Raw genomic sequence first — 18,466 nt, 5'->3', positions numbered from 1 at the left:
GTATTCCTCCTCAGTTCCCGACGATGGTGCGCAGGCGGAACGAGTCGGCCTGGGTAAGATCCGTGAGCAGATGGATGATGGTGTAGCCGTCGTTGGACAGCTTGTCGCTGAGCTCGTTGACGGTGCAGGCGTCGTTCGTGTTCGGCACCCTCCGGCGAGCCCAGGAGACCCACTGCTCGGCATAGTGACGCTTGGCGATCTCCCCCGCGCCGAGCTCGGTCATCATCTCCAGGGGCGTCGTGATCGCCTTGGTGTTGGTGTCGCTGAAGTAGACGTCGCCCGTCGCGTCGATGTCACCGCCGAGCGGATCCTTCGTCTGCACCTTGCCAAGGGAGTCGAACCTCTCGAGCACGAAGCCCGGCGGGTTGACGAACTTGCTGTGGCATTCGACGCACCCCGCAGGGGAGGTCAGCGCCTCGATGGCCTCACGCTCCGTGGAGAACGGGCCCGGCGGCCGCGGCGTCTGGTCCGCGCCGGGCGTCGGCTTCAGGGTGAGCCCGAGCAGCCTGTTGGAGACGAACGCGCCCCGGAGGATCGGGCTCGTGGCGCCGAAGGACGAGTAGGAGCTCAAGAACCCAACGCGGGTCAAGAACCCCGGCCGCTCGGTCGGGTCGAGCTCCACCCGCGTCAGCTCCGCGCCGTAGTCCGCGGCGTTGAGCCCGTAGATCGGAGCGGTGTCCTTGTTGACGTAAGCGACGTTGCTCAGGAAGATGTCCTTGAACGACCCCCCCTCGAACGCCACCTCCTCGAAGAAGGCGTCGATCTCGGCCAGCATCGGAGCAACGATGTCCGGGGAGTAGTCGGGGAACCGGGTCGTGTCGTGCTCGACCGTTCCCCAGTGCGACCCCTGACGAATGTCCGCATAAGCACGATGGAACAGGGCCACGATCGGCGCCGTCTTGGCGCGGTCCTGGACCATCCGCCCCGCCTGCGCGAGGATCTGCTCCTTGGTGGTGAGCTGACCGGCGTCTGCGGCCGTGTTCAAGGCGTCGTCTGGAATGGAGCCCCAGAGCAGGAACGCGAGCCTCGTCGCCACCTCGTGGCTGGAGAGCTGGATGGCGCCGCTCTCCGCGTCGTCCGTCAGCTCGGGGACCGTGATGAACGAGGGCGAAGCGAGCATGGCGAAGAGGATGGCCTCGGCGACCTCTGCGGGCGTGCCCTTGGGCTCGAGCGTGTTGAAGCGCATGTAGCGCTGCACCTCTTCGTCCGTCACAGGGCGGCGGAAAGCCTTGCGGCCGAAAGCGCGGATCGTCGACTCGAGGCACCCGGCCGCGGCCGGATCGCAGGCAATGAACTTGGACTTGTTCGCCCCGGCCATCACCTCGGCGGCGATGCTCTCGGCAGTCACGAGGTAGGAGTTCCAGGCGATATCCGTCATGCTGCCCTCGAAGTCGGCCACGAGGAGCGAGGACGGGTTGCCCGTGGGGGCGTTCGGCAGGTTCGTCACGCCGAGCAGATCCCTCACCACCGCGTCGTACTCCCGGTTCAAGAGCCGCGGGACCTGGGATGTCGCCCATATGCCGGGGGTGCAGACATCCGGGTCGCCGGGGTCCGGCTCCTCCGGTCCGCCCCCCGTACCGGCGCCAGAGGTCTCCCCACCGCTGGAGGAGACCCCCGGTTCACCGGGCGCGATCTCGCCAGTGCAACCAGCGAGAAAAGTTGATGACGTCAAAAATGTCGCCGTACCGATGTACGCTAGTTGCCGCAGCGTTCGCATAACGACACTATCCCCGACCCGCACAGAACTGATCCCCTAGCGCAGGATTCCAACGCGGCACAACCAGCAAGCCCCCGATTCGGTGAGTTGGCGCCCGCAATCGCTTTTGCGGCCGCTCGCGCGGCAGAATCTTCGCGCATGACTCTACGAGAACGTGTCATGAGCGCGGAGCGCCGGAGCACCGGGCCCACGCGGCGCACTCATCACTCGAGCGCGCGACAGGCTCGGGAACGAGACCGCTCAGGCGTTCGCCCTGAGCGCGGTGAACTCGCCTGGATCGTGGATGGTGGAAGGATTGGTCCCGCCACCGATGAAGTCTTCCGTCCGGTCGTACCTGCCGAAGTGGGTCACCGGCTCCGAACCGCCCTTTGCCGGGAAACCATCCGTGCCTGCCTTGACGCCAAGGGCGTTCATCAAGTTGCAGAAGTACTTGTTGATCGGCGCGTTGGCGAGCGACGGATCGGTCCCCGTTTCCTGGGAGACCCCGTCGACCTGGTCCGACGTGCCAGGGGCACACGTGATCTCGCTGTTGCCGGTCGTTAGATCGGGCGAGCCGTCGTCGACGTTCACGGCCCAGCCGGTCTTGAAATAGCCGCCGGCGCTGCCGGCCTGGAGGATCGGCATGTTGTTGAGGTTGCGGGCGCAGCCGTCCGACACGTCCTGGAACCAGACCGCCGCGCAGTTGTCGAGGAGCGTCCCGTCCCCCTCGTCGATACGGTTCAGCTGGCCGACGAGGTGGGCGAACTTCCTCGCATAGTAGTCGTCGATCTTGAGGAGCATGTCGAGCACCCCCGGGACGCAGGTCCCCGTGATGTTCGCGCTGTCCAGGCGACCCGAGATACTGGCGCTCTCGTACTCCAGGCCGAGCCCCTTGAACAGGAAGGTCCCGGGGTACTTCAGGAAGATGACAGGGTTCGCGTTGCACGCCGCCGCGAGCACGGCGAGGTTCGAATGGAGGTCCGCTCCGTCCAGACCATCCGAGATTCGCCGCGTCAGCCGGTCGTCGACGCTCGGGGTCGTGCTCGCCAGGTCGACGTTCTCCTGCGTCGCGCCGAGCGCCATGGCGAGGGAGGCGTCGCACTGCGATGAAGCCACCACGCTTCCTGTCGCGTCGAGGAGCTCCTTCCAGGCCGCGAGCTTCTGCTTGTCGGCACGGCTCATGTCGAGCCGCTCGAGCCTCTGCAGATCATCCTTCACGATGTCGAGGACGCTCTTGCCGCGCATCGCCGCGTAGGTGTCCGGAGACGTCGGCTTCCCCGGTTCGAAGATGCCCGTGAGGCTGCTGAAGGCCTGCGACGCGTTGAGGCCCTTGAAGAGGGTCTCGGCGGCGGAGTAGGAGATCGCCGAGAAAGCGCCGTCATTCTGACCAGCGGTGTTCAAGAGCAACGGAATGCCTTGCGGGCTGAGCTGTCGCGCGATGACGTGGTCCAGCGAGGGACCGGTCGGCTTGGCGTTGAACTTCGTCGCTTGGTCGAAGCTGAACGGGTCGTCGCTGTTGGGAGTGACCGGGTGGCAAGTGAAGTACGACCCGTTCACCTGCAAGTGGCGATCGTTCCCCTGCCCCCGCTCCAGCCCCACCGTCCACTCGTTCATCGCGCGGATGCCTCGGGGCATGAGGAGCTTGTCCACGTACGGCGCCAGGTGCTTGAGCGTCGTCGACTGGAGGTCCGCGGCGGTGAGCGGGCCGTGCGACTTCCTCGGGAACCACCGCGTCGTGATGCAGCCATAGTGCGTGTACATCACGATCAGCCGCTTCGGTGGCGTGACCGGCTGCGCCATCACGGTGCGGTCGGTGAGCGAGCCGAGGAACGGCGCCGCGACGCAAGCTCCGCCCAGCCCCCGGAGGAAAATTCTTCGGTTCACACGCTTTGCCATGGTCGTACTTTTCTCGCTTCAATGGAAGTAGCCGCCCGGCTGCCACCCGGAACGCCCTCCGGATGCCCGCGCGTGCCACCTCTCCATCACCCCTGCAATCCCCGCGGGCCCGCGAACGTATTTGTAATTCGTCCGGCCGGGCGCGTTCGTCGAGCGGCCTTCGCCTCAGGTTCGAGCGCAGAACCGGCGCCAGATGTCGCGGTAGATCGACTCGAGGTTGCGGGCGAAGCGCGGGCCGTCCATGAGCGGCGATCGCTTCATGCGATCGCGCAGCGTGCGGCGAAGCTCGCCCAGGTGCTCGAGGTCCCCGGCGAGCGCGCTGGCGACCCGAACGTAGTGTTCCTGAGTCGTCGCGATGAGCTCCGGCAGGCCCAGGTTCATCGCCTGGCAGACGCCGGCGCGGCCGACCACGGTCTCACCTGCGAGGGTCACCATCGGTACGCCCATCCACAGCGCGTCCAGGCTCGTGGTGTGGCCGTTGGAAGGGAACGTATCGAGACAGACGTCGATCTCGCGGTACCTTCGCAGGTAGTCGAGCCGCCCGCACCGATCGACGAACTCGATCCGATCGAGCTGGACGTCCCCTTCCGCGAGGATCGAGCGCACCCGGTCCCGCGCCCTTCCCTGAGGCGCCATGAGCGTGAGCCGCGACCTGGGCACCGCGGCCAGAACCCTCGCCCAGACGCGAAGCACCCCTTCATTCACCTTCCTGAAGTGGTTCAGACAGCCGAAGGTGACTCTCCCCTCCGCGAGAGCGGGGAGAAAGCTCACGTCGGGTACGTCGGTGAGCGGGTCGTAGCACCAGAAGGAGTCGGGGAGCCGGAGGGTCTCCTCCGAGTAGACGTCCGTTTTTGCGTCGAGGGGATCGAGGAAGGGATCGGACAGGCGATAGTCCATCGACTCGAGGCCCGTCGTCCCGGGGTACGCCAGCCAGCACACCTGAACGGGCGCGGGCCGGCGGGCGAAGACCAGAACGCGGCGGTCGGTCATGTGCATGGTGAGGTCGACAAGGATATCGATCCGATCCCGTCGGATGACCTCGGACAGGGCAGCGTCGTCCAGGGCGGCGACCTCGCGAAAAACATCCGCGTATCCGCGGATGCGCTCGGTCAGGTTATCCGGCCTGTCCGCGCTCGAGTAGCAAAAGATCTCGAACTGCCGGTGGTCGTGGTTCTGGAACAGGGGGATCGTGAAGAGAGACTGGACGTGGGTTCGGAAGTCGGGTGACACGTAACCGATGCGGAGCCGCCGGTCGGGGGAGCGATCGGTTGTGTGTGGGGGAGCCTGCGCGGCGAGGGGGCGGGCATGCCGCGCATTCCACGCGCGCGCCTCGGCGAGGATGTCGCTCTCGGTGACGTTCGGCCAGAACGGCATGTTGAAGAGAAGAGCGCTGTGAGCAGCGGGATCGTCGGGACACAGGGCGACGGCTTCGCGGTACATCGCCTGGGACTCGTCGAGGAGCCCCGACTCGCCGAGCGCGGTGGCGAGGTACTCCCGAGCGACATGGAAGCTCCGGTCGATCTCGAGCGCTCGACGCAGATCGTCGATCGCCTCGTCGAAGCGTCCTGCGTCCGCGTGAATCGCGCCGAGCGCAGTGTACGCGTTCGCCATCCGCGGATTCAGCCTCAGCGCCACGCGGTACCAGACCGCGGCGTCGTCCGGCCGGCCGCCGAGGCGCAGCGTCTCGCCGAGGGCCGCCAGGGCGTCGGACGCGCTCAAGCTCGATTCGGGGCTGCGCGCCGCTGCCGGACCGACCCCGGCGGCCGACGCGTCCCGTTTGCCCTTCAGGCTCGCGAGGCGCTCACCCGCCTGCAATAAGCCGGGTTCGAGATCGCGGGCGCGCTCGTAGCACACCGCCGCCGCATCCAGGTCGCCTTGCTCCTCGAACGTGAGAGCGAGGTTGAACACCGCCTCGGCGAAGTCGGGCTTTCGAGCGACGGCCATGAGCAGCACGGCGACCGCCTGGGGTCTCCGGCCGAGACAGCGATATACGTCGCCGAGATGCGACAGGTAGAGGGCGTTGTTCGGGGCGACGCGGACGGCTCGCTCGAGGAGCCCGCCAGCCTCCGCGAGCCGACCGGCTTGGGCGGCGAGCACGCTGAGGAGAAACAGCGCATCGCCATGCCCGGGCGCTTGCTCGAGCACGCCGCGATAGAGGAGCTCTGCTCGATCGACTTGCCCGGCTCGATGAAACTGCACTGCCAATTCGAAGAGCGAAGCGGCGGTCACGGGGAGCTCCTTGTCGGAGGAGTGCGAGTCGTCGCTGCGAAGGATGGCTGCGCCCGGGCGCTGGGCGCAAGGCGGTTTGTAGTTCAACCAGCGCGTCCAGCATGGCTGTACGATGAAACGGCCACTCCGAGGCGCTTGACATCCGGTTCGCGTCTGGATCTCCTGCCCCCCGACGCGGCTCGTGCCGGACCCAGCCAAGCAGCCGAGCGCGGGCGCAGCGCGAGGCGCGGCGACGAGCCCTGCTGAGATGGTGCGACGAGGAGCAACGACGCGATGCGCACGACCCCGGCTATCTGGTAACCTGGTCACGCGTGGTCTTGAGAGGCGCTCTTGGACACGTGAGACCGGCTGGAGGGCACAAGGCACGAATGTCAATCGACGCGTACAGCAGGGCTGTACACGAGCATGGCCCCCACGAACCGCTTGATTTTCGGCTCGCGTTTGCTCATTCTATCCGTACAAGAGGACGTTTCTCGCCTCGCGCAGCTCTTGCCCACGGGCGACGCGGTCAGAGATCGCACGTCGCCTCTGCCTTCCGAAGCTCGAAGCCTTTTGCTTCGATCCAACGGGAACGAGAGCTAAACCTTCTCTCTCACCATCCTCGTCGTGAACCATGAAAGTTCGAATCTCAAGCTTCATCGCGGTAGCATTCGTCGCCGTCCTGTCACCGCTTCCAGGCTGCTCCGACGACCCTGACGATACCGGCGCTGGAGGCGCTGGCGGCACGGATGCCAGCAGCACGAGCGCCAGTGTGTCTACCTCGAGCGCGGTCGGGTCCGGCGGTTCGGGCGGGGCTGGCTCGACCAGCGCGAGCACCGGTGGCGACGGCGGCTCGACCGGCAGCGGCAGCGAGATCGAACCGACGTTCGAGACGCTGCAGTTCGTCATACAAAACGCCTGTTTCGGGGCGGGTTGCCATAACGACGACATGAACCCCCTGAACTTGATGATCGACGGAGAGCTTCACACGAGGGTGAGCTCTCACACAACCAAGAATTGCGGCGATCTCATCAATCCCGGTAATCCGGAAGAGAGCGGGCTCATCAAGATCCTGAAGGGGCCGTGCGGCGCAACTCCGCGAATGCCCCTTGAATGCGTCAACGATGGGGATTCCAAGTGCATACCCCCGGACTACATCCAGGCGCTCACGCAATGGATCGCCGACGGCGCTCAGGAGTAGCAGTGCTTGGCGAGTAGCCGCCGACGGGTTGCGGCGCCCTCCAGGCGCAGCGTGAAGGAAGCTGCCTTCGACGGCAGCTTCCTTCACCGCGCGTGACGCGTCTCCGCACACGCGTGCCCTGGGTTGCACGCGCGCAGGCGCCGGCTGCTTTTCGGAAACGCCTCGTGTCAGGGTTAGCCGAGCGGCTCATGGGATGGTCTACTGCTTTGCCATCGCGCCTGCCGGATATGCGGCTTGATCAGCTCCGGGCGTTTCCACGGTGTTCGTCTCGAAGGCCCAGCTGCCGCCCGGCGGCACCTGGACTGCGCCGCTGGCGATCGCCACGCCGAGCGGACGCCCGACGCGATTGACCGAGAAGACCGTGGCGGAGGGATCGTTCACCGCGACGTCGAGTCCGTTGAAGAGCGTGCCCGTGTACGCCGTGCCGGAGCCACCCGTCACGGCCTTCACGTCGCTGATGGTGAGGCCATCGATGGGAACGACGTCGAGGGCAAAGTAAGGGCACCGGTAGACGACGTATCCCACGTCTTCGATCACGATGTCCGAGGGCAGATCCGTCACCGCGGTCATGGTCACGTCACCTGGACCCACGCACGCGGCGATCGCGTCCGAGCCGTCCGTGACTCGATAGAAATGCTGAGTCAGCAGCCCGTTGATCCCGGATGCCACGGACTGCTGGGCCTTGTTGTAGAGCTCGACGGAGAGGGCAGCGCTGCAGGCCGGGGTATCCCCGTCGTTCCTCAAGGCGGCGTAGAGCTCGGTGTTGGTCGGCCCTCTGCGAAGAGTTAGCGCGATCACGTTGAGCACGCCGTTTCCGCCGGGGAGCGCCATGATCGTGAGGTCTTCCGGGACGACGAGCGCGTCGTCACCAGTGTCCTCGCCCACCCCGGCACCTTCGCTCGCCTCGCTCGAGCAGGCCAGCGGGAGGAGCACCGCAGCCGGGATGAGGAGACGCTTCGCCATCAGGAACATGAGAAGAGATGTCCAGCTTATCGCTGTCCGCCATCGTCGAGCAGCACAAAGTCGCAAAGTGAGACACACCACAGCGAGCGGCGGATTCTCGATACCCGCGGTCACCGACGGCGCACAAACACAAAGACCCCTTCGGGAAGAAGGGGTCTTTGGACCCGAACTCGTCGGGGTGTTCAGGACCTGGCCCCGAGAGCGCTCAGGCCTTGAGCTCCGTGAACCCGCCCGGATTCTTGATCGAGGCGCCGGCGACCGCGCCCTTGCCGCCGATGAACTCTTCCGTCTTGTCGGAATAGCCGAACTTGGTCACCTCCGCGGAGCCACCCTTCGCAGGGAAGCCATCCGCACCCGCCTTCACACCCATGGCGTTCATGATGTTGCAGAAGTACTTGTTGATCGGCGCGTTACCGACCTTCGGATCGGTCCCGGTGCCTTGATTGATACCGTTGACCTGGCCGGAGCCGTTGGCGCACTGCGACAGGCTGTTGCCCTGCGTCGGGGTCGACCCGGGGTCGACGTTGATGATCTGACCCTGCTTGAAGTACCCGCCGCCGCTGCCGGCCTGAATGATCGGAGCGTTGTTGAGGTTGTGCGCGTTACCGTCCGACATCTCGTTGAACCAGATGGCGACGCTGGTGTCGAGGACCGTCTGCCCATTCCCCTGGGGGATGCTGTCGAGCATTCCGACGAGCTTCGCGAACTTCTGCGCGTAATACGTGTCCACCTTGACGAGCCACTCGAGCGCGTTGGGCAGGCAGCTGCCCGTCATACCTGCATTGTCGAGGCGGTGCGAGAGGGAGTGCGACTCCATGGTGATGCCGAGCCCCTTGAAATTGTAGTTTCCCGGGTACTTCAGGAAAATGACGGGGTTGGCGTTGCAGGCGGCCGCGAGCGCCGCGATGGCCGAATAGATATCCGCTCCATCCAGATCGCCGGAGACCTTGGTCGTGAGGACGTCGACGCCCAGGCCACCGCCCGCCGCCTTGGAGGCGTTCGCGGACGTCGCACCGAGCATCACGCCGAGCTCCTCGCTGCACTGCGCGGAGGCCACGACCGTCCCTGTCTGGTTGAGGAGCTCCTTCCAGGCTGCGAGCTTGCGCTTGTCGGCCTGGCTCATATCGAACCGCTCGAGCGTCTGCAGATCATCCTTGACGAGGTCGAGGATGCTCTTGCCACGGAGCGTCGCGTAGGTGTCCGGATTCATCGGCTGCCCCGCCTGGAAGAGGCCCGTCAGGCTGCTGAAGGCCTGCGACGCGTTGAGGCCCCTGTAGATGGTCTCGGCGGCGGAGTAGGAGATCGCCGACTGGGAGTTGTCGTTCTGGCCAGCCGTGGCCATGAGCAACGGCGTGCCCTGCAGGCTGAGCTGCTGGGCCATGACGTGATCCAGCGAAGGACCGACAGGCTTCGCGTTGAACTTCGTCGCCTGGTTGAAGCTGAACGGGTCGTTGCTGTTCGGAGTGACCGGCTGGCAGGTGAAGAACGACCCCACGATCTGCGTGTGGGAGTCGTTCCCCTGTCCACGCTTCATGTTGGAGGTCCACTCGTTCATCGAGCGGATGCCGCGCGGCATGAGGAGCTTCTTCGCATAGGGAGCGAGGGCCGCGAGGCTCGTCGACTCGAGATCGGCAGCCGTCAGCTCACCCTGGGTCTTCGTGGGGAACCACTTGTTCGTGACGCACCCGTAGTGGGTGAACATCACGATGAACGCTTTCCCACCGGAAGCGCTCTGGGCCTTGGCGTCGCGCTCCCACACGGAGCTGAGGAACGGCGCAGCCAGGGCGGCTCCGCCCAGGCCACGAAGGAAGATTCTGCGGTTCAGTTGCTTGCTCATGGTCAAGTTTCCTCAGCTTTCACGGCGTTTCGCGGACGCGCACGCGGAAGGAATCCGCTTGAGTGAGATCGGCCAGCAGGTTGAGAATGCTGTAGCCACCCTCAGACAGCTTGGTGTCGATCTGATCGACGACGCACTTATCTTTCCCGTTCGGATCCCGCCCAAAGGCGTAGGAGACCCACGCCTCGGCGTAGAGCTGCTTGGCCTTCTTGAGCTGAGTGATCTCCTGCATGAGCTGCAACGGAGAGGAGATCTCCTTCACATTACCGTCGCCGAAGTCGATGGTGTTCGTCGTGACGCTCGCGTCGATCGCTCCACCGAGCGGATCGGTCGTCTGCAACTTTCCGATGCCGTCGAAGCCCTCCATCACGAATCCCGGCGGATTGATGATCGAGTGGCAGCCGTTGCAGGTCGCAGGCTCCGTCAGCTTCTCGATGCGCGCGCGCTGCGTCGCGAAGTCGCCCTGAACCGTCTGCATGGTTGCGCCGGGGATGGGCGGCCCCGGATTGACACCGAGCAGGTACACCGAGATGAACGCGCCGCGCAGGATCGGGCTCGTGGCGTCGTAGCCCGCGTAGGAGCTCAAGAACCCGACGCGCGTCAGGAAGCCCGGCCGCACGTTGGCGTCCAGCTCCACCTTGGTCAGCTCGGTGCCGTAGCTCGCAGGATCGAGCCCGTAGATCGCCGCGTTGTCCTTGTTGACGAAGGCGACATTGCTGAGGAGGAGGTCGTCGAACGAACCGCCCTCGAACGCGACGTCCTCGAAGAAGGAGTCGAGCTCCGCCTGCCAGCTGGGCTTGGCGGCGTCGGAGTACAGCGGATACGTCTCGGTGTCGTGATCCATCTTCCACCAGTGGGCGTTTCCGTTGTTCATCTGCGCCCAGTTGCGGTGGAACGACGTCACGAGCGGCCCGGTCTTCTCGCGCACGGCGATCATTCGCTGCGCCTGGGCCAGGATCTGCTCCTTGGTCTGGAGCTCGTTGTTGTCGGCCGCCGCGCTCAGCACCTCATCCGGAGCGGAGCCCCAGAGCAGGTACGAAAGCTTCGTCGCCACTTCGTAGCTGGACAGCTTGATGCCCTGACCCGACGCGTCCTGGTCGGTCGCCAGCTCGGGGAGCATGATGAACGAGGGCGACACGAGGAAGCCGACCAGCGTTGCCTCGGCGACCTCGGCCGGCGTTCCTGCCGGCGTAATCTGGCCCAGCTTCTGGAATCGCGCCACCTCCAGATCGGTCAGCGGGCGACGGAACGCCTTGCGGCCGAAGGTCTTGATGGTCTGCTCCAAGCAGCCGGCCGCCGAAGGGTCGCAGCTGATGAACTTGGATTTGTTCGGCCCGGCCATCACTGCCTTGGCGATCTTCTCGGCGACCTCTTGATAGAGGCGCCACGCGTCCGGGGTCATCGGGCCGTCGAAGTCGTCGACGAGCTGCTCGGACGGCAGCTTGCTGTCGACGGTGGTGACGCCAAGGAGATCCCGCACCGTGTTGTCGTACTGCCGGTTCAGCAGCCGCGGGATCTGGGTCGTCATCGGGATGCCGGGGATGCAGACCTCGGGGGGACCGTTGTCGGGTTCGTCCGTGCCCCCCGAACCGGTGCTGCCGCTGCCGCTGCCGCCGGTGGTATTCCCGCCGCCGGTGACCTCATCCTCACCGGATGCGATCTCGCCAGTGCAGCCAGCGAGGAAGGTTAATGACGCCAAAAATGTTGTCGTACCAATGTACGATAGTTGACGCAACGTTCGCATGACCTCACTATTCCCGGTCCGCGCCCGAGTGATCATGGGAGCGGATCAAAAGTGATGGGTCGACCCGGAGGTCGCCATCCGCGAGATCACGCGCACCTGACCGACGGCTTCTCTTGGAGACGTGAGAGTGAAACGCCGGCGTACGAGCGGCGCGCTGATGCCGCTTCGACCGCGACAAGCTGCCCGAGAGGCGCGCGAACGCCGAGTTCCCTGCGGAACAGCGACGCCCGCGAGCCACTGCAGGGGCCGTCAGGCGCGTCATTGCGACGCGGCGCGGCGGCGCGATCGGAGCCATAAACATGCTCTGCTCGGCCGCTTCGGCGAGCGGGGCCGCCACGAAGTGGAGAGACCTCACGAATCCAGTAGGTCCCCAAATGTGCAACCATGGCATTCTGACCCTCATTCGTGGACAACGCGCCGCATCACCCGACGTGAGGGCCACCACGCCAATCGGGTCATCTGCGGTGAGGGCGGTCATTTCTGGCCCGGATAGCCGGGTTGGCTCGCGACGTCGTCGACGCGGTCGATGGGAAGGGCGCGGATGCAATCAAAGTCCTTGGTCGTCATCGGGGCTGTCGCTCTTGCCCTCTCTCTCGCATGCTCGGGGAGCGCCCTCGATGATGGGGCGGGCACTGCCGGGAGCGGACCCGGCAGCGGCGGGGATACTGCCAGTGGCGGCTCGTCGGGGAGCGGTGGAGTTTTCCTGCCAGCCGGCGGAACCGCGAGCAGCGGAGGCGTGGGCGGCGACGAGGCGGGAGGTGGCTCGAGCGGCTCGGGGACGGGCGGGGGCGGAAAAGACGAGGACCCCGGCGGGGGCCTGCATTTCGTGCCGGCGGGCTTGTCCAGCACCGAGATGGACGAGGAAGGAGCCGGGCTCAAGCTGGTTGCCTTCACCCTGGTGCAGGGGGCGACGGGTCCCGAGCTCTACGCCGCTGTCAGAAACGACGGAGAGAGCCCGTCCTGCGACGCCGGCCTGATGTTTTACTTCATCGACAAGGCCGATCAGCTCGTGACGACCTGGGGCGGTAGCTTGCTCAGCGGCCGGCTCTATCGGATAGACGACGGCTCTGGCGTGATGATTCCCTGCATCGCTCCGGGCGAGATTGCGATGACTGGCTCAACGGATCTTCCCGGCGAGCTCGTGATAGAGGAGCTCGGGTATCTGCAGCATAGGTTTCCGGCCTTCACCGTGGACGTGGTCCCTGTCGATGCCGTCACCGTCAGCGACGTGAAGACCGTCCGCAGGGGCGCCGGGAGCGCCTACACGGGCACGCTCGAGAACCGACTCGATGTGGCCGTGAGTGACCCCAAGATAACGGTCTTCCCGGTGAATCGCGTCGGACGGCCGCTGGGCATGGCGACGAGCAGCGCGGCTGCCGACATCCCGCCCGGCGGGACCTGGAGCTTCGAGACAACACCTGTGGACGATGTCGGCGTTGATCACGTCGCCTATCCGACGGTCTCGATTCCTCCGTGAAGCGGGGTGCAGGTTCGTGGGGTCCGGGTGCAGCCGCTGGGCAGGCGAACGAGACGCAGGAATTACGCCGCAACGAGCCGAACGACGCGGATGAGCCCGCGGGGCGCGTCGCACCCGATCGCAGAGAGGCTCGGCGTGCCCCGTGGCCTTCGACTCCGCCGCGACGCTGCCCTCGCCTCCCGCCCGGTCGCGCGCTCGCCTACAGTCTTCCACCGAGCGCGCCGATCCCACCCCCGGCCCGAAGCGACCCAGTGAGCCCGATCTTCTCCCTCTGCGACGGCTTCCAGCTCGACCTCTCCGACTACGCGCGCACCGGGCTGCGCGTCGGCATCTGGGCCTCGTCCGGCCGGGGCAAGAGCTTCGGCGTCGGGGTCCTCTGCGAGGAGCTGCTCGCGGCCGGCATCCCCATCGTCGCGATCGATCCCGAGGGGGAGCTCTACACGCTGCGCGAGCGGTTCCGCGTCCTCGTCCTCGGCGGCGCCCACGCGGACCTGCCGTTGCCCTCCGGCGAGCGCGCGGCGGAGATCGCGCTCGCGAGGGTGCTCGGCGAAGGGCTCGGCCTCATCGTCGATCTGTCGGATCAACCGACGAACCGCTCCCAGCAAGAGGCCGCGCTCCCATTTCTAGAGCGGCTCTGGGTCCTCCTGTCGGAGCGCCGCGCCCCGGCGGCCCTCGTGATCGAGGAGGTGCACGTCTTCGCGCCTCAATCGGGGGCGTCGCTCACCTCCGAACTCCTGCACCGGTTCGCCAAGCAGGGCCGCAAGCGCGGCGTCCTCCTCGTCGTCGCCAGCCAGCGCACGCAGGCGGTCTCGAAGGAGCTCATGAGCCAGCTCAACTTCCCCGCCATCGGCGGCTTCGAGATCGAGCGCGACTACGACGCGGTGAAGGCGCTCGTCAACGGGCACACGTTCGAGGAGTTCCGCGCGCTCCCGGCCGGCGAGTTCTTCCTGCCCGCCGCCGGGCGATTCGAGCGCTGGCGCGCCCGCCACACGGCCCACGGCGGCGAGGCGCCGAGCTGGACCGGTGAGCCCGGCGGCGCGCCGCGCGTCGCGGACGCCACGCTGAGCACGCTCATCGACGAGCTGCGCGAGGCGCTCGCGGCCGAGAGCGCGAGCCAGCACGGCCCGGATCCGAGCGCCGCGCTGCGGGCCGAGATCCGCCGCCTCCAGCAGCAGCTCGCCCGGGCCGACGAGGCGCGCAGAGCCGCCGAGGCCGAGGCCGAGCGGCTGCGCACCGCGCTCCAGGTGGCCGGCGTCGTCAAGGTGGTGATCCAGAGCGAGATCGTGGCGCGTGTCGGCCATGACGAGGTCGCGCAGGCGCCGGCGGCTGCCGCCCCGCGCGCACCCGCGGCTGCCGCTCCGCGCGCCCCCGCGGCTCCCGCGCTCGGCGCGCCCGTGGACCGCGTCCCCGTGGCGCCCGCGCTCCCGCCCGCTGCGGCGTCGGGCGGCCCGGCTGTGAAGATCATCGCGAAGCCAGCCTCTCCGTCGCTCCGGGATCTCGCGATGCCAGCGAACACGATGCTCGAGGTGCGCGGCGTCAAGCAGATGGTGAGCGCCGCGAGGAGCCACGCGCGGCGCCGATCCCCCCGGTCCGTGCCGCACGTCGCCCTGGCCGCGAAGCTGCTCGCCCGCGGCGCGGCGCTGACCGCGGAGGAGCTCGCCGCCCGCGCCGGCTCGCGCAGCCAGGTCGAGATCCGGCGCGCCGCGCACGCGCTCGCCGCGCTCGCGCGCACGGGCTTCGCCTCGCTCCAGGGCGGCCGTCACGCGCTCAACGAGGCGGCCGTGCTCCGCGCGATCCAGAGCGGCTGACGAGAGACGGCTCCGTGCCGAGACCTGACGGGGTCGCCCAGGCGCTCGCGGCGCGCAGCTCGACCTGCGCTAGCAGTAGGAGACGAAGATCAGGCGGATCGTCGCGAGCGTCCCGAGCACGAACAGCCCTGCATAGAAGATCGTCCGCTTGCGCCGCAGCTGCTCGGCGCTGAGCCCGGTAGACGCGGGCTCCTCCCCAGGCGCCACCTCCCCGCCGGTGTGAACCGCCGGCGCCGCGATCGGCTCGCTGCCTGCGGGCGGCGTGCTCGCTCCAGGCGGCCTGCTCGCGACGGGCGGCGTGCTCGCGATGGGCGGCCTGCTCGCTCCGGCCGGCCTGCTCGCTCCGGTCGGCCTGCTCGCTCCGGTCGGCCTGTTCGCGGCGGGCGGCCTGCTCATCGTGGAAGCCACGCCGTCTGCAGCCTCGACCGCGCCCAGCCCTCGCTGGAGCTCCCCCTCCGGCGTCGTCGACATCGCGTGCAGGAGCGGGCGCTGCGGCACCTCGTCCGGGCCGTCGAAATCGAGGTACTGCACCGAGAGCGAGCCCGTCGCGGTGCCGAGAGGGAGCGGGGCATCGCTCCGGCCCGCCGCAGGCACGCTGCGCCGTCCATCGGGCGATGACGGGCGGACCGACCTACGGTCAGCGGAGGTGGTCGCGACCGCCGGCGCCTTTCGCCCGACGCCCGGCGAGCTCTGTCTCGGCGCGCTCTCCGGAGGGAGCGACGGTGAGGCGCGGTAGCCGGCGCCGCTCAGCGAGCCTGTCCTCGCGATGTAAGCCTCGACGTGCTCCTTCAGCTCGCTCAGGGCCTCTTGCTCGGCGCCGTGGCCCATCTCGCGAAGCACATGCTCCAGATCGCCGGCCAGCTTGCCCGCGCTGGCGGTCCGCTTGTCGACGGAGAACTCGGTCGCCGCGTCGAGCGCAGCCGAGAGCCGCGCGCTCAGGTCGGGCAGGAGCTCGCGCGCGCGGGGGATCGGCATCGACGCGACGCCCATGATCAGCTGCCGCTGCGTCTCGGCCTTGCGCACCCGGCTGCCGAGCAGCGCCTCCAGGAGCGTGATTCCCAGAGAGAACACGTCCGCGCGCCCGTCGAACGGCTCCCCGCGCGCCTGCTCCGGAGGCATGTACGGGAGCTTCCCCTTGAACACGCTGCTGTCGGACTGCTCGTCCGCGAGGCCCGGTATCCGCGCGACCCCGAAGTCGGTCAGGCAAACGCGGCCGTCCCGCCCGATCAGGATGTTGGACGGCGAGACGTCGCGGTGGACGACCGCGTAGCTCTGCCCTTCGTCCTCGCACAGGCCGTGCACCGCCTCGAGCGCCCTCGCCATCTCCCGGCCGATGTACGCCACGGCGCGCGGCGAGAACGCGCCCGCCTTCTTGAGCACGCGATCGAGGGCGGGGCCGTCGATGTAGTCGAGCGCGAGGTACACCGAGCCCTCGAATTCCCCGAACTCGACCAGCCGGACGACGTTCGGGTGATCGAGCCGCGCGATCACCAGCGCCTCGGCGAAGAACGACTCCCTCGCGCTCTCGCCGAGCCCTGGCCTCGGGACCAGCCGCTTCAGCGCGACGTGGCGCCGGGCGTCGGGAGGCCCCTCCTCGGCGAGCCATACCTCCCCCATCCCGCCCTTGCCCAGCATCCGGATGAGCCGGTACTTGCCGGCGAACAGCTCCGGCGGCGGATCGGACTCGGCGTTCTTGCGACGCGGGCGGGAGGCGGGCATCTCGTGGTGTGCAGCGCTCGATCTCGACTCCGTCGAGGCTAGCCCTCCTGCTCGGGGTGGAGAGGGTGCAAGCAAGGCATGCCCGATCCTACCGCCGCCCGCGCGCCGCCGGAATCACCGCGTCGATGCCCGGCGCAGATACAGCCTGCGTGGACTGGGTCCCGCCTCACCGAGAGGGCGCGGCTCACTCCTCGCTCACTCCTGCGTGTGCTCCTCGCGGATCGGCTCCCGCATGGTCGTCGCCGGGAACCACTCGAAGAAGCGGTGGATGAGCTGGCGCCGCTCGGGCTCGATGTACTCGAACACGGCGCCCCGGTCGTTGATCTCCCAGAACTCGTTGCTCGTCACGGCCAGGAGCTCCGCGCGGATGGAGCGCAGCCTGTCGGGCCGCTCGTCGCGCATGTCGCGGTAGATCTTCCGCGCGAGCCCCTCCTCGCCCTTCTGCAGGTAGTACGTGGCGAGCTTGACCTGCGCCTTGCGGACGCCGCGGAGCGACGGCTCCTGCTGATCGAGCTCCGCTTCCTTGTCCACCTCGAGGAAGAGCTGGAGGAGCTCGTCCCGGGCAGGTGCGTGCAGGTCGTACGCGCGCTCGTTGACCACGCAGAGATCGAACGCGACGGTCTCGGTGAGGAACGCGAGCCCCATCGCGTGCGCCGTCTGCGCGTAGTACTTGAAATGACGCGCGATCTCGAGGACCTCGTCCCCCCAGCCCGCCTTGAGCAGCTCCTCCGCGAGGTAGCGGTACTGGTTCAGGCTGTTGTAGGCCGCGGCGATGTCCTTCGCGTTGAGCGACCTGCGCATGTAGGTGTTGAAGAACTTCACGACGACCGCGACGGCCGCCCGGTCTCCAGCGGCGATGGCGGTCTGCCCGATGTAGCGCGTGTCGATGGCGATGCGCGTGATGAGGTCGGGCATCGCCGTGAGCGCCTCGCGATAGACCATCAAGAACTGGCGGAGCGCCTTGTATTCGAGCCAGGTCCGCGCGGTCGACAGCTTGCCGAGCGCCTCGGCGTTCATGCTCACGAAGTCGGTGTCCTTCGCGAGGCGATCGCGGATCTGGAACCAGCGCGCGTCGAGCGTCGCCTTGTGGGGCAGGTACGCGACGACGAGCTCCGACAGCGAGTCGATCGTCTTCGACGCGATCCCCTTGTCCTTCTGGTCGATCGCGTTGAGCGCCACGTCGGCGAGCTGCTCCAGCGACGAGAGCGCCGTCACCCGCCGCTCGTCGACCTCGCCGTCGCTCTCGCCGCCGGCGGGCCGGAGCGCCTGCTCGACGCCGCTCGTCTTGATCCGCCGGACCACGTTGTCGGGCTCGACGAAGTCGAACACGTACCCGAAGTACGGCGCCATCATGAGCAGGCTCGCGGTGAGCAGCGCCATCGTGACGAGGACGCCGTAGGCGGGGACGAAGACGTCCTCGGTCGGGCCGCCCCCGCCGACGCGGATCGAGAAGTTGACCCAGAGCGAGAACACCGCGCTGACGACGAAGAAGCCCATCACGACCATGTTCGTCCGGTCGCGGAAGAACATCTCGGTGATCCGCGGCGTGTAGCGGTTCGCGGCGAGCTGCACGATGATGGACGCGACCGTGATGACGATGCCGAGGATGGCGGCGATGACCTCGCCGATGCCGCTCATGATGTGCTCGGCGTCGCCCGGCGACATACGCGCGAACACCTCCCAGAGCGAGAGGTGCGCGTTCTCGAGCCGCGCGACGTCCAGCAGGTGGACGGCGGCGAGGGTCGCGACGCTGACGCCCAGGAGATACGACATCGGCCGCAGCCAGATGCGGGCCACGGTCGCGCCCCTGCGACGCTTTCCATCGGCGTCGTCTGCGGTCCGATCCGGTCTCATCAGGTGACCACCGCCTGGTCGACCTGCTTGCCGACCCGCTCCACGCTGCCCCCCACGCACCTG

The 18,466-nt window shown here is 67.4% G+C and carries 11 protein-coding genes; 3 read left to right on the top strand and 8 right to left on the bottom strand.

All coding sequences use genetic code 11. The features are described from left to right. Positions 1-10: 10 nt before the first annotated feature. The 3 genes from POL72_RS49675 to POL72_RS49665 all read right to left on the bottom strand — a co-directional run bounded on the left by POL72_RS49675 (position 11) and on the right by POL72_RS49665 (position 5,821). Complete coding sequence (locus tag POL72_RS49675) at positions 11-1,489, bottom strand: DUF1592 domain-containing protein (RefSeq protein ID WP_272104410.1); 1,479 nt, start codon at positions 1,487-1,489, stop codon at positions 11-13. Between the two features lie 468 nt (positions 1,490-1,957). After that, positions 1,958-3,580 carry a DUF1552 domain-containing protein gene (locus tag POL72_RS49670; RefSeq protein WP_272104408.1) on the bottom strand — a complete coding sequence of 541 codons (1,623 nt, stop codon included), beginning with the start codon at positions 3,578-3,580 and terminating at the stop codon, positions 1,958-1,960. Between the two features lie 177 nt (positions 3,581-3,757). Continuing rightward, the gene (locus tag POL72_RS49665) at positions 3,758-5,821 is read right to left on the bottom strand and encodes an O-linked N-acetylglucosamine transferase, SPINDLY family protein (protein ID WP_272104406.1); all 2,064 of its coding nucleotides are present in this window, start codon (positions 5,819-5,821) and stop codon (positions 3,758-3,760) included. Between the two features lie 613 nt (positions 5,822-6,434). Between POL72_RS49665 and POL72_RS49660 the strand changes: the two genes are divergently transcribed. Further along, positions 6,435-7,001: a hypothetical protein gene (locus POL72_RS49660; protein ID WP_272104404.1), complete on the top strand. Its 567-nt coding sequence runs from the start codon at positions 6,435-6,437 to the stop codon at positions 6,999-7,001. 198 nt (positions 7,002-7,199) lie between these two features. Here POL72_RS49660 and POL72_RS49655 read toward each other — a convergent pair whose 3' ends face one another. From POL72_RS49655 to POL72_RS49645, 3 genes are all read right to left on the bottom strand, one after another. After that, positions 7,200-7,964 carry a hypothetical protein gene (locus tag POL72_RS49655; protein ID WP_272104402.1) on the bottom strand — a complete coding sequence of 255 codons (765 nt, stop codon included), beginning with the start codon at positions 7,962-7,964 and terminating at the stop codon, positions 7,200-7,202. A 205-nt stretch (positions 7,965-8,169) separates the two neighbouring features. Then, positions 8,170-9,801, bottom strand: coding sequence for a DUF1552 domain-containing protein (locus POL72_RS49650; protein WP_272104400.1), 1,632 nt, complete (start codon positions 9,799-9,801; stop codon positions 8,170-8,172). A 19-nt stretch (positions 9,802-9,820) separates the two neighbouring features. Further along, positions 9,821-11,545, bottom strand: a complete 1,725-nt coding sequence (locus POL72_RS49645) for a DUF1592 domain-containing protein (protein ID WP_272104399.1) — start codon at positions 11,543-11,545, stop codon at positions 9,821-9,823. Between the two features lie 736 nt (positions 11,546-12,281). Here POL72_RS49645 and POL72_RS51100 point away from each other — a divergent pair. Both POL72_RS51100 and POL72_RS49635 read left to right on the top strand, forming a co-directional pair. Then, positions 12,282-13,022 carry an FxLYD domain-containing protein gene (locus POL72_RS51100; protein ID WP_272104397.1) on the top strand — a complete coding sequence of 247 codons (741 nt, stop codon included), beginning with the start codon at positions 12,282-12,284 and terminating at the stop codon, positions 13,020-13,022. 251 nt (positions 13,023-13,273) lie between these two features. After that, complete coding sequence (locus POL72_RS49635) at positions 13,274-14,830, top strand: helicase HerA domain-containing protein (protein WP_272104396.1); 1,557 nt, start codon at positions 13,274-13,276, stop codon at positions 14,828-14,830. A 69-nt stretch (positions 14,831-14,899) separates the two neighbouring features. Here the strand turns inward: POL72_RS49635 and POL72_RS49630 are convergent, their stop codons facing one another. Together POL72_RS49630 and POL72_RS49625 are read right to left on the bottom strand one after the other, a co-directional pair. Next, complete coding sequence (locus tag POL72_RS49630) at positions 14,900-16,549, bottom strand: serine/threonine protein kinase (protein ID WP_272104394.1); 1,650 nt, start codon at positions 16,547-16,549, stop codon at positions 14,900-14,902. Between the two features lie 195 nt (positions 16,550-16,744). Continuing rightward, a complete protein-coding gene (locus tag POL72_RS49625) occupies positions 16,745-18,403 on the bottom strand; it encodes a DUF2254 family protein (protein ID WP_272104392.1) in 1,659 nt (552 codons plus the stop codon). Positions 18,404-18,466 lie beyond the last annotated feature (63 nt).

Origin of the sequence: Sorangium aterium, from assembly GCF_028368935.1 — a bacterium.
In the GTDB taxonomy this organism is placed as follows: Bacteria; Myxococcota_A; Polyangia; order Polyangiales; family Polyangiaceae; genus Sorangium; species Sorangium atrum.
Note: the sequence above shows the minus strand (reverse complement) of the source record. Positions and strands in the feature narration are given on the sequence as shown.